This window comes from Desulforadius tongensis (assembly GCF_016907915.1).
Lineage (GTDB): Bacteria > Bacillota > Desulfotomaculia > Desulfotomaculales > Desulfohalotomaculaceae > Desulforadius > Desulforadius tongensis.
The window spans coordinates 18192-31073 of record NZ_JAFBCW010000014.1 but is presented as its reverse complement, the minus strand read 5'-3'; the positions used below and the strand labels follow the sequence as shown (position 1 = coordinate 31073).

Sequence of the window (12882 nt, the reverse complement as noted above, 5' to 3'; positions counted from 1 at the left end):
ATTGAAAATAGTAACTGCGGCAGATGTAGAGGCAGATAAGCGCTCCGATATCATTATAAAAACCTTGTTTGGTGAAAATGTTGATAAAGATGCGAAAGTAACCTTTGGAACAGTAGTGATACCACCGGGAACCAGGGTTCCTGCTGAAGGTGCAGGTGCCCATGATGGTGATGAGTATTCCTTAATACTCAAAGGCTCGCTGCTTTCTGTAAGCGGTGGCAAAGAGTATAGGCTGTCCGGGGGACAGGCTGCCTTTATTCCCGCCGGAGAAGAACACTGGTCAATTAACGATGGTAATGAAGATTGTGAAATAGTGTGGGCTATAATTAAACGATAAATTAGTCGGGGTCTTGTCTATTAAGGCAGGACCCCGATAAAAACAATTTATGTAGGAGGTGAAGGTTTGAATATTTTTGAACAGAGATTTGTAAAGGCCCGGAGATTGCTTGCAGAAAATGAAATAGATGCAGTAGTTGTCACTTCTTCCCCGAACTTTTTCTACTTTAGCGGAACATGGCTCGATTCTCATGAAAGGTTACAAGCTATTGTAATCCCTAAAACAGGTACACCTACAATGATTGTTCATGAAATGACCAAGGAGCAGGTTAATCCACCCAAGAGTGTTGACAGGTTGTTTTGGAAAGACGGAGACTCACCTATTGAATTATTAGCTAATTTATTACCTGAAAAGGGAAAAGTATCTATTGATAATCAGTGGCCAAGTGGGAATTTGATTCAACTGATGAGTCTATTACCACTTTCCTTTGTTGGAAGTGATAATATTCTAGGAGCACTGCGCCTTAAAAAAGACAATCTGGAACTAAAATATTTGAAAGATTCTGCACTTTGCGCTGATCAAATTATGGACAGTGTAAGCAAATTATTAAAGCCTGGAATAACAGAAAAAGAAGTGGTGCGAGAGATTGAAAGTCTCTTCAAACAAAAGGGAGTTGACCAACTTTCCTTTGATGCAATTGTAGCTGCCGGAAGTAATGCAGCAGTTCCACATCACCACCCAGATGATACTGTTCTTAAAGAAGGAGATTCAGTTGTTATCGATATGGGTGGAATTAAGGAACATTATTGTTCTGATATTACTCGCACCTTTATTATTGGCGAACCAAGCCGGGAATTCAAAGAGGTTTATAGTGTAGTTCAAAAGGCACAGGATGAAGCAGTTAAAGCCATTAAGCCCGGTGTACCAATGAAAGATATTGACCAGGTGGCCCGAAACATCATTGACAAAGCAGGATATGGTTCGTACTTTACCCATCGCACCGGCCATGGTATTGGGATGGAGGTTCATGAGGAACCATATTTGGCACCAACTAACTCCCGGTTATTAGAAGAAGGAATGGTTGTCAGTGTTGAACCCGGTATTTATTTACCCGGTAAATTCGGCGTTAGAATTGAAGACATTGTGGTGGTTACCAGTGAAGGTGCTGAAAGATTGAACAATTATCCACGGGAATTAATCAGAGTAGGTTAGCAAAAACATATTCATTTATTTATTAGATAATTTGCATATAACGTTAAACATTGAAATAAGGAGGGAAAATTTTTGGAAGAGAAAAAAATAAACAGTTCAATGGAAAGGGATACAGCTTTGGCGTCAATCCCTATGTCTGAAAGACAGCATTGGTTAACACCGGCTATGATTTTCGGCGGATTAGAATTCACCATTCCGGTGTTGATGGTGGGCGCCATGCTTACAGCAAGTTTTGGTTTGTCATCAGTATTTTGGATCCTCTTTACAGCTTTAATAGTATTCCAATGGGCTGGCAATGCCATCGGCGGGTATATTGGAGCTAAAACGGGTCGATCTTCTTCAGTTATCGCCCGTTCCAGCTTTGGGTCTGCACAGGCTAAAGTTATTGTAGCTTTGACAATTTTTATTGTATCCCTTGGCTGGTGGGCGGTTCAGACATCTGTTGCCGGAAATGCAATTTCTGTAATGGTTGGTATTGATTACACTAAACAATGGTTAGCCTGGGCAGTGGTTACTGTAGTTATAGGTTTAATATTTGCAATTCCATCAATTATTGGTTATTCTTCCATGAAATGGACAGATTATTTAGCTGTTCCCGCAGGGTTAATACTGGTTATCGCCAGCATAATTTTGGCCTTAAAAAACATCGGTTGGGAAAAAATATCCTCTTGGTCCCCGGAGCCGACCATGACTTTCTTAGCGGCTGTTAGTCTGGTGATAGGGGTAAATGTTTCCCAATGGGTAATTTCTTCTGACTATACCCGTTATGCAAAACCGAAAATAAAAGATAATATTTTAATCCCCCTTGGTATTATTGGTGTCGGATTTCCATTATTTTATGTAGGGGCCATTATGTCAGTGGGGGTTGGAAGTGCGGATATTGTTCAGGTAATGGTTAACCTTGGTTTTCCTTTCTGGGGTTTCCTTATTTTATGGTTTGCCACCTGGACCAGTCAATTAGTTAATAATTACAGCATGGGTTTAGCATTAGCTAATTTGTTGAACGTAAATTCAGGTAAAGGCCGTGCCCTGCTTACTTTCATCGGTACTTTAATTGCCATTGGTGCAGCCTTGGCCGGAATTTTGGATTACTTTATGGATTTCCTTTATATGACCGCCCTAATTTACCCCGCTATTGCCGGTGTTATATTTGTAGATTTCTTCTTAGTTAGAAATCAGGAATGGGTGGACAACCCAGGTTGGAACTGGATGGCTACAATCGCAATTGTTGTTGGCACCCTGTTTGGTTACTACACACAATATGTTAACCCCATGGGGCTGCCGGCGGTTCAATCTTTGATTGCAACAGGGATATCTTATTATGTATGCATGAAGGTTAAAGCAAAAGCTGCACTGGATCATTTTACCCCGGAGCATTGGAATGAATTTAAAAAGCAGGAAAGTATAAGTCCAAATATTTAACACAAAAAGGCAATTGCTCTTCGAAAGGGTAATTGCTTTTTACCACTCAAAAGACTTACGAAGAGATTGAGAAGAAATAGCAAGAGACCGGTCATTCAAAGCCCGGTTTCTTGCTGTGTGTTACAATGTAGCTGTATGTTATATGAATTAAGAAAGAAATAACTTGATTGATGTCGAATGAAACTGCAGGCTGTTTAACTGCTTTTTGGGATGCAGCAGAAAGAGTGCAGAATTGGGTTTAATGACATTAAAATATAACGGAACCGCGGGTACATACTATTTTTAGGGAGTGAAGGTTTTGCATGCAGAAATAATCTCCCCGGGTGAAAGCATTAAAGAACAGGTAATGAAAGAGGTTAGTAAATTACTGGGAAAAGGTGCTGCTGCTGAAAACATATTAATACTGGCTTCCAGGCGAAAGATAGTTGAAGGTATTAAGAAGGAAATTATTAATCTCTTACCAAACGGTTATGGTGAATTATGGGTATTAACCGGTGCAGGTTTTAGCAGCAAACTTAGGTACAGGTATCCCCTTAACTTAAAACGAGATCTTGAATTTATTAGAGGTTGGAAGCAGTATGTATTATTCCAAGAAGCAGCTGGACGGGTAGAACTGCAAAGTGTTTTTAAATCCGTGCAGGGCAAAAGATCATTTTTACTGCAGGCCATGAATTTTGCCAATATGCTGGAACTAAATAACATCAGCGCAGGGGATTTTAAAAAATGGGCCCAGGTTGAAGGCAACTCAAAATTCATAGACATGGCAAACATCTATGCTAGTTTTAAAAATTTGTGTCAAAAAACCGGGAATTATACCCCCCAGGGGCTAACCCAGCTGCTGCTTAACCAATTAGAAAATGACCTGCAGCTGGCCAAACACTTAGCAGGTAAATTCAAATACATAATACTGGCCGGTGCCCAGGATATAGATGTTGTTTACCTCAAACTGATAAAACTACTATCAGATAATGGTTCAAATGTAACAGCTTATATAGATGCTGTTGATTATCTAGCAAACTCACAAGGTGAAGAACTTTGGGATGTATTATCTTTTTTCGGATTGGGGCACAAAGAAGTTAAAAAAATTACCGGCGCACAGCAGGGGTTGACGGCAGTGGTGTCACTTTTTTTTGAGCCGTCACTGAAGGCTGTATCTGCCAAACCGGAAACAGTGCTGGTACCGGCAGAAAAGTCAGTGGATGAAGTGACATGGCTGGCCTCTAAAATAAAAGAATTGCTAAACAGCGGGGCAGCCCTGGAAGACTGTGCTGTTTTTTACCGTGACTTAAATAATCATCCTAACCTTTTAGAAATATTAAAAAACAATGGAATTTTATACTATGCTGATATAGTTGAACGGTGGTATCAAGACACTTATTTAAAATTTATTATTAATACATTAAAATTCATTCTGGACCCTGCTGATGACAACCGGCTTTACCAGCTGCTTACTTCTCCCGTTGTTGGAATTGATAGTTACCAGTGCAGGCGTTGGATTGCTGCTGCCAGGGAAGAAGGGATCCGATTAATTGAATATCTTAAAAGCATGATAAATGATCTGGAAGTTGACCACCGGAAAGCAGTTAAAGCTGTTTTAGACCTAGCCCACAGAAACGGGCAGGATAGTGCAGTGGAAGCAGTGGAGCAGGTGGTAAAAAAATTTAAGCTGTACCTGCTTGCTGCTGGCAGTGAAGATGGACGCAGTGCTGTAAATAGGATAAAAGAAACCATTACATCAGCCCGTTATATAAACTCACTGCGGGAGACCTGTGGTAGGAAGCTTACTGTTGAAGACTTTTTAAATGTCTGGGAACAGTCGGGCTTTAGGATAATACACCAAGAACAAAAGGAAGAAACTGCAGCAGTGGCTGTGGCTAATATCAGGCGGGCAGAAAGCATAGAAAGAAAGTATGTATTTATTCTGGGAGCAGTAGACGGTATAATTCCTGCGCCGCGCAGTCCACAGCACTATTTTTCAAGCAGTGAAATCAAAATATTATTTAATGGCATGGGGCCGCTGAAACCAGCCGGGGTACTGACCAGTGAACAAATTAAGAAGCAGGAAGAACAATTTTTTATCCAAGCTTTAAAGGCAGCTAAAGAGAGGGTATATATTTCCTTTGCCAAGGAATACCCCGGCAGGCCGGAAGCAATACCTTCTGTATATGTATACCGGCTTCTGAATTTTGAAGATATCTGCAGGGAAAATGCGCTTAAGCATGGTTTGGGCTGGGAAGAACCTGAGAATAAAGCCAAAGCCGCAGCAGGTATGGAACTGCCTCTGGTTAACTACGGTAAAAACACTGCTGCCTGCGTTTTAGCAGCACGCTGTTTATATAAGGGCGTGGAAGAAATACTTAGGGGCAGGGAATATTTTGACAATCTGCCGGAGGAGAAAGTTAAACCGGAGTTTTTCATACCCCTGCCCCAGGAACCAGTGCAGTTTGAAGGAGCACCTTATGTCAGTGCTTCCGGCATCAGGGATTTTTTAAATTGTCCCAGGCAGTTCTTCTTCAGTAAGGTGCTGCGCCTGGAAGAGCAGGGGAATGAAAACTTGACATTTGGCTCGCTGGTGCATAGTGTACTGGAGAAATTTCATGATAAATACCCATTTTTATCTTCCAGTGAAGATTTGGGAAAAGAAATGGAGCGGATACTGCAGGGCGTTGTAAACAAGTATGAATTCAGTCACCTGCTGGTGGGGAAAGACCAGCAGCGCAGGGCTAAAGAAATGGTTTTTTCTTACCTGGAAAGGGAAAAAGAGTACTGGGAAGACGGTAGAGAAGTTGTTTACAGGGAACACAGCATTAAATGGCAGACAGATAACTTTAACCTCAGGGGATTTATTGATAGAATTGACAAACTACCTGATGGAAGCTATGAAGTTATAGATTATAAAACAAGTAAGGCGGCTGCATATAAAACACTGCGCAAAAAATTTATGCCCTCTGGTGATGGTGAGTACAAACCTGAAGACCTGCAGCTGCCGATTTATTACTGGGCTTTAAAAGAGGTGATGCCGGGCATAAATATATCCCGGTTGACACTTTACTATTTAAAAGAGGAACCTACTCCACGAACATTCCAACTGGTAGGTGGAGGAAGCGGTGATAAAGAAATATGTCCAGGTATTTTAAATGGAGTGGTTAGGGATAAGTTTCATGAAGTGATAGAGCAGATCTGCCAGGGTGAATTTCTGGCCCAACCAGGGAACTGCTACCACTGCAGTTACAAGCAGTTCTGCAGCGATATTGAAAACCAAGGGGGGAACTGCAGTGAATAAACAGGTATATCTTGATGATTTAAACCCACAGCAGAAGGATGCTGTAACGGCCCCATTAAATAAACCCCTCAAAATTACAGCCGGGGCAGGTACAGGTAAAACGCGCACTCTTACATCCCGTTATGTTCACTGCCTGGCAGATAATCCAGGTTGGTCGCCGGAAAATCTGCTGGCCCTTACCTTTACTGATAAGGCTGCTGCCGAAATGAGAAACCGTATAGCCAGACTCTGCCGGGAAATTAACTTATTCAGCAGGGACAGTGCCATGTTAAATGCCTGGATTGGTACATTCCACAGCATCTGCTCACGAATACTGCGGGAAAACTCCCTGCGCATTGGCTGGAACCCGGAATTTACTGTGCTCACCGACCTAGAAAGTAAGGTGATTTTTAACAGTGTAATAGATGACATTTTGAATCTTAATGTAGGTACTGGTGATATAGATTTGAACAGCTTTCAAGAACTGCCCTTTGCAGAAGTCCCGGTAATGACGGCAGAGATTTATGATCTAGTAAGCAAACTGAAAGATTCATTTTTAACACCCATGGAGTTCCGGGTTACAGCACTGGCCAAGCTGGAGGAATTTAGAGACAACAGCTGCCGGCTGCAGGATGTAGTGGAGAAATGTGCCAAAGGGAAGACAAAAAGTTCTATTCTAAATAAACTTGATGACATAGAGGTGCACCTGCTGCTGGAAGAAGAATGGATTAATTTTATCTATCTTGCTTACCGGGAATACCAAACCAGGTTGGCCAGTGAAGATGCCATGGACTTTGCTGACCTAATTTTTATGACCTACCGGCTTTTAAAAGACAATAAAGAGCTGCTAGCTGCTTACCGCAGCCAGTTTAAACATATTTTCGTGGATGAATTCCAGGACACCAGTGAATCACAATTTAAACTGCTGAGCCTGTTGGCTGCTGATGATAAAATGTCCAATGTCACCGTGGTGGGTGATGAGAAGCAGGCTATCTACGCCTGGCGTAATGCCAGACCAGAAAACATGGGTGATTTTGCAGCAGCGCTGTGGGGAGGGAAAGAGGTACACCTGAATACCAACTACCGTTCAAAAAAGGGTATCTTGGATGTTTCACATTTCTTCATCACCCAGCAGGAGCAGTTTAAAAATAAGGAAGATAAAATTCGTCTGCAGGCGGGAAGAGATGACGCTGAACAAGGTAAGGGCCATGTGCTGGTAGCCCTTTATGATGAAGAAACTCAGGCCAAAGTAATGGCCAATGAAATACAAAAGTTAGTAAGGGATGGCTGCCGCCCCGGGGATATTGCGGTGCTTTTCCGCAGTTTGAAATACTGCAAGCTCTTTGAAGATGAACTGCGTAAAAGAAGTATTCCTTACCGTACACTGGGCGGAACCGGATTTTATGAAAGACTAGAAGTACAGGATATCCTCGCATACCTAAGGATTATCAATAATCCCACCGATAAAAACAGCCTGCTTTGGATATTGATGCGCCCGCCGGTGGGACTAACTGACAACCAGCTCTACCAATTATCAAATACCTGGGAAAAGACCGAGGAAGGCATGAAGCGCAAGCTTGACGTTTATGAAGCACTGGCAGCAGACTTTGATGAAACTAGTTTTGGCAAAACAGCAGTGGTAAAAATAAAACGTTTGCTAAAGCTATTTAGAAATGCTTTAAATTTAAAAGACAGCCTGTCGGCCCCGGTACTTTTAGATTATATACTCACCAACAGCGGCTACCTGCAGTATTTGTATACCAAGCCGGAAAATGAAGTGCTGCACAGTTTGGCCAACATTAATAAGCTGCGCAGTACCCTGGCGGACTTTGAAGGCAAGCACGGGACGGTAGGCCTTGATGATATTATCCGCCTGTTAGAAGTATACCAGGATGATGAAGCAGAAGCAGGTTCCAGTGAAGAAAACGCTGTACATTTGATGACCGTGCATAAGGCCAAGGGGCTGGAATTTAAATATGTTTTTCTGGTACAGGTAGTTCCGGGCAGGTTCCCGTTTTCTCCCAGGTATCCCAACCTGGTATGGGACGATAAGCAGGGACTGTTAATTAAAAATACAGTTAAATACGGCAATATTTTTTCAATATCGCAGTTTAAAAATGTACTTAATAATGCCGGGTTAATTAACAATAAAGCATTATTTAAAGAAACAGCCCTGGATGAAGACCGCAGGGTATTTTATGTGGCGCTGACACGAGCTGAAGATAGAGTATACCTTCTTGCTGATGAGCCAAAGGGAAACACAAGTCTGCCCCAATACTACGAAGAAATAATTAGTATTATTGGCGATGATGAGCTTGGTAAATACTGTCTGCCGTGGCAGGGTAATATAAATGATGCTGAAAGCTCACCTGCAGGTGACGGCTGCGAAGAACAGGTTTTAAATACAATATTATCCTGGCCGGACAAAGAACCAGCCAAGGACGAAGAAAAACACCTATCCTTAAGTTTTACCAGTATGCTGCAGTACAAAAAGTGTCCTAGACAGTACTATTACAGTACTGTGATGGGTATACCGGCAGAGGATGTTGATCCTGGCCAGGAAGATAGAGCAGTACAGGAATATGATGCTGTCCTGTTAGGGAGCATTGTGCACAATGCTATCCAGCGTAAAGAAACATTTAAAGATCAAGAGGACGTAGAGCTATTGTTAGAAAAAGAGGCCGTTTTATTAGGGCTTCCGGTTGATAAGTACAGAGAGCGTTATAGAGATACTGCCTCTGCCTGCGTTAACAATTACATCAGTTTATCAACTAAATCAAATAGTGGAAATATATATACTGAAAAGGAATTTCATACTGTATACCAACTTGAAGAAGGTACGCTGGAGTTTAAAGGGTACATAGACAGGTTGGAAATTGACGGGAGCAAGGCAAAAATTATCGACTTTAAAACGAACCGGGTATTAGATGTTGAGAAAATTGAAAATTATTCTCTGCAGCTCCGTTTATATGCCTGTGCGGTAAAAAGGATTTTCCCTCAGATAGAAAACATTGAACTAGAGTTATGGCACCTAAACGAAGGGGAGGTAATTAAAGTTGATGCTGGTTTAAATGATGCAGAAGCGGAGCTGATAAACATGGGATCAGCTATTTTGCGTGAAGAATACCCGGCCCGGAAGACAAAAGGGTGTGAATACTGCAGTTACCGCCTGCTGTGTGAATAGATGTTAGTAATATCGCCTAATTTGAGGCGATATTTTTTTTACCTACCGACAAACTGGTGTCTAATGGACGCAGTTACAATAGGTTACGGTATCTTCAGTGCTGATGATGACATCATAGCCCCAAGGGCTTAACGGAGGCGAATGATAGTGTATTTTAAAGTCTGCCCTAAGTGCGGTAAAAAATCTTACAGTGCGTCATCGAAAGGTGAGTGGATATGCCCCTACTGCGGGACCGATATTTCTAATATACCCAGGGAAAATACAGAAAAAATAAACAGCTGCTGTAGGAGGGGGGAGGTAGTTAAAGTGATAGGTAGTGTATTCTATGATTGATTTTGTCGTATTTTAGAGAAGGTTTTTGCAGTATCCCGGCGAAAAATATTGTTAATTTTCTTGATATTAGTTAAGCCGGGGGGTATTACAAATGGCTGCTGCACCTAAAAAAGACGTAACAAAAAATCTGCGCATTAACATGATCATTGATTTAATAAACAAAAAAACACCATATGGAGGTGTAACTAAAAAAGAGCTGGTAGAAAAATTTGAAGTATCAGAAAAGACTATAGAGCGAGATTTAAATGCCATTGAAAATGATTTTAGAGTCCCCTTAATAAGAAAAGAAAAGGTTGTAAATGGAGTTAAAAGAACTTACTACAACTTAGAGGCAGGTTACCTGCCCAGTTTAAGCCCGGAAAAAGCCACGGTGTTGTTTTTAAGTTTGCTCCAGCAAAAAGGTTCTGCCCTATCAGGGCACTTAAATGAGCTTAAGGATGCACTGGTATCTACGTTGTTTAAATACCACTATGACCCTAAAGAACTGGCGGTGGAACGGCTGCAGAACCGCATTCACCTGGTTGAAGAAACCTTGGTGGAACCTAAAATGGTGGGAGACCGGTTTACTAAGCTGATACAAGCACTGAAAGAGTGCTACCGGGTTAAAATACGTTATTTTGTGGGATACAAGCAGGAAGAAAGTAAACGAGTGGTTGAACCCTATGGCCTTATCTGCAAGCGCCAGAACTGGTACCTGGTGGCCTACTGCCTGGAAAGAAAAGGCATCAGGGTATTCCGCGTTGATCAAATAAAAGATGTTTTTCCCTATACTTCAGAAAAATTTAATTACCCTGACGATTTTAATCTCAAGGAGTATATGGCCAACAGTTGGGGTGTAATTAACGATGGCAGTGTTTGTAAAGTTAAATTAAAATTCAGCCCCGGTGTGTCCCACCGGGTTAAAAACGTTATTTACCACCCATCGCAGGCAGTGGAAGAAGAGTTGGCCGATGGTTCGGTGATTATTACTTATAATGTTTGCGGAATAAAAGAAATGAAAACCTGGATTATTCAGTGGGGAAGCAACGTAGAAGTGCTGGAACCAAGCTGGTTAAGAGAAGAAATGTGTAGAATGGCGGAAGATATTTTAAAACTTTACCGGAAGTAAGAGAAAATTAGAACAGCTGAGGAGGTATCCCTACTGCCCCAAAGCCCCGCATTCGCAGAAATTATTCCCGGTAATGGCGGGGAAGGGGGTGATACCAGACATCCTGATTGGTATATCGTTTTTGATGAAGAAGACAACCCGCCCAACCGGTTGTGCAAACAATAAACACCGCCCCGGTAATTAAAAACGGCAGAACCTTCATCCCGGTACGCTACCTGGGCGAAGCACTGGCTGCCAGATGGCCTGGGATGGAGCAGCTAAAACAGTAAACATAGCTGCTAAATAACTCGGCCTCAAACACCGGGTTATTTATTTTGTCAAAATATTGAAATGGGAGATATGTGTATGAAAAAACTTTTCACCTTACTTTGACAGCACTGCTCTTTTGCAAGAGAACACCTGAAAGCACTGTTATCTTTCCTGATGTTAAAGCTTGGAAGTCTGTTTTTTTGTATTGTTTTTTGAAAGGGTATTTTAGGATTTGCTTAAAAGAATATTCATCGTGGTTCTTACTCTGACAGAGAAGGAGTAGAAGAAGAATTGTCGAAGTAGTAGCAGGAAATATTGAGTTGTTTCTAGACTGCTTGAAAGATGACAATAGTGCAGGTGTTAATGCTGCCGAACATGAAATAGGTTTCAACGATGGCGATATTTCGGTTTAGAAAGGAGAGTAGGTATGGATAATAATAAGTTTCAAGAACTGGTATTACAGCAGCTGCAAGCTTTAATCGAAGGCCAGAAAGAGACTCGGAATGACCTAACTAAACTCGAAACCCGCATAGAAGCAGTAGAAACCAGTATAAAATCGGTAGAAACCCGCATAGAAGCAGTAGAAACTCGCATAGAAGCGGTGGAAACCGGTATGAGGTCAATGGAGACCCGCATAGAAGCGGTGGAAGCCGGTATGAAGTCAGTGGAGACCCGCATAGAAGCAGTGGAAACCGGTATGAAGTCAATGGAGACCCGCATAGAAGCAGTAGAAAAAAATCAACTCCGATTAGAATCCCGTATAGAGAACCAAGTTATTGAAAAGATTCGGGGTTTGTATGATGACAGAGAAATCCAAAATGTGCGGTTTGAACGTATCGAGAGTAAGTTAGATAATGTTGAAATAAATACCGGTTATCTTGTGGCCAAGGTAGCTCGATTAGAAACTTTAGCAAAAGCAGCAGAATAGTGCCCTTTCCCGGGTTTGATGAGCAGCTGGTTAATGCCCCTACGTTAAAAAAGACCAGCATATATTGATACGCTGATCCAGTACAGACACAAAACCCTGATATATTAACACCTAATGATGTGTGGAAATGCACTGGTGTCGGAGGTGGGACTTGAACCCACACGGGTCACCCCACACGCCCCTCAAACGTGCGCGTCTGCCGATTCCGCCACTCCGACACGTTTCACTGACAGTAGGTATTATAACACAGTGCTATATTCACTGCAAGGGATTTTTTACGGATTTTTATAGTTTATTACCATCGTATAGGTAGCTGTATATTTTATAATTAAGCATTACCTTTCTTATATAGTACCTTGTTTCAGGAAAGGGAATTTGGTCTATATTCTTTGATTCGCCGGTCCAGTGCTGGTTTTCCAGCCATTGTTTTACGTTGCCGCGGCCGGCGTTATAGGCGGCCAGCATTAGTGTTTGGTTGCCTTTAAATTCATCCTTCAAATTAGCCAAATACCATGCCCCCATGCGGATGCTTGTTTCCGGGTTGTATAACTGGTCCGGCTTAAAATCTGATTGGCCCATTTGCTCTGCTATCCAGCGCCCGGTGTCGGGCATAATTTGCAACAGCCCCCTGGCACCTGCCGGGGAATTGGCATGAGGGTCAAAGCTGCTTTCCGTTTTAATTAATGCTGCTAGCAGGTTGGGATCGATGTTATTAGCTACGGCATGTTGGGTAATTGTTTCACGGTAGGGGAAGGGATAAATTTTTCTGCCTATGTCACCAGCTTTGAATATCAAAAGGACAATGATGAAAGCAAATAAAACGCACCTTTTAACACCGTTACCTTTTCTTTTTAACAGGGCCAACACCATCACTCCGACAACTATTTGCTATGTGGCAAATATATGC

At 42.0% G+C, this 12882-nt stretch carries 9 protein-coding genes and 1 tRNA gene; 8 read left to right on the top strand and 2 right to left on the bottom strand.

The features are described from left to right. The first annotated feature begins 1 nt into the window (after window position 1). The 8 genes from JOC37_RS07105 (at window position 2) to JOC37_RS07070 (ending at window position 11975) form a co-directional block, all read left to right on the top strand. Window positions 2–337 carry a cupin domain-containing protein gene (locus JOC37_RS07105; protein ID WP_204617495.1) on the top strand — a complete coding sequence of 112 codons (336 nt, stop codon included), beginning with the start codon at window positions 2–4 and terminating at the stop codon, window positions 335–337. Between the two features lie 66 nt (window positions 338–403). After that, window positions 404–1489 (top strand): M24 family metallopeptidase, encoded by a 1086-nt coding sequence (locus JOC37_RS07100; protein WP_204617493.1) that lies wholly within the window; start codon window positions 404–406, stop codon window positions 1487–1489. Window positions 1490–1561: 72 nt separating this feature from the next. Next, complete coding sequence (locus tag JOC37_RS07095; protein ID WP_204617491.1) at window positions 1562–2911, top strand: purine-cytosine permease family protein; 1350 nt, start codon at window positions 1562–1564, stop codon at window positions 2909–2911. Between the two features lie 298 nt (window positions 2912–3209). Continuing rightward, entirely contained in the window at window positions 3210–6194 is a 2985-nt protein-coding gene (locus tag JOC37_RS07090; RefSeq protein WP_204617489.1) for a PD-(D/E)XK nuclease family protein, read from the top strand. Continuing rightward, on the top strand, window positions 6187–9357 hold the full coding sequence (locus JOC37_RS07085) for a UvrD-helicase domain-containing protein (protein ID WP_204617487.1): 3171 nt from the start codon (window positions 6187–6189) through the stop codon (window positions 9355–9357). The genes JOC37_RS07090 and JOC37_RS07085 overlap by 8 nt, the downstream gene beginning before the upstream one ends. 424 nt (window positions 9358–9781) lie before the next feature. Beyond that, window positions 9782–10798 carry a helix-turn-helix transcriptional regulator gene (locus JOC37_RS07080; RefSeq protein WP_204617485.1) on the top strand — a complete coding sequence of 339 codons (1017 nt, stop codon included), beginning with the start codon at window positions 9782–9784 and terminating at the stop codon, window positions 10796–10798. 152 nt (window positions 10799–10950) lie between these two features. Beyond that, window positions 10951–11067, top strand: a complete 117-nt coding sequence (locus JOC37_RS13690) for a stalk domain-containing protein (protein WP_204617483.1) — start codon at window positions 10951–10953, stop codon at window positions 11065–11067. 407 nt (window positions 11068–11474) lie between these two features. Further along, a complete protein-coding gene (locus JOC37_RS07070) occupies window positions 11475–11975 on the top strand; it encodes a coiled-coil domain-containing protein (RefSeq protein WP_204617482.1) in 501 nt (166 codons plus the stop codon). Window positions 11976–12108: 133 nt separating this feature from the next. Here JOC37_RS07070 and JOC37_RS07065 read toward each other — a convergent pair. Both JOC37_RS07065 and JOC37_RS07060 read right to left on the bottom strand, forming a co-directional pair. Beyond that, window positions 12109–12193 (bottom strand) — tRNA-Leu (locus tag JOC37_RS07065). Between the two features lie 67 nt (window positions 12194–12260). Continuing rightward, window positions 12261–12845 (bottom strand): transglycosylase SLT domain-containing protein, encoded by a 585-nt coding sequence (locus tag JOC37_RS07060; protein ID WP_204617480.1) that lies wholly within the window; start codon window positions 12843–12845, stop codon window positions 12261–12263. Between the last annotated feature and the right edge of the window lie 37 nt (window positions 12846–12882).

Excerpts from the sequence above, each read along its gene's own strand:
- JOC37_RS07080 (WP_204617485.1), top strand. The coding sequence starts at position 9,782 with ATGGCTGCTGCACCTAAAAAAGACGTAACAAAAAATCTGCGCATTAAC.
- JOC37_RS07070 (WP_204617482.1), top strand. The coding sequence starts at position 11,475 with ATGGATAATAATAAGTTTCAAGAACTGGTATTACAGCAGCTGCAAGCT.
- JOC37_RS07060 (WP_204617480.1), bottom strand. The coding sequence starts at position 12,845 with ATGGTGTTGGCCCTGTTAAAAAGAAAAGGTAACGGTGTTAAAAGGTGC.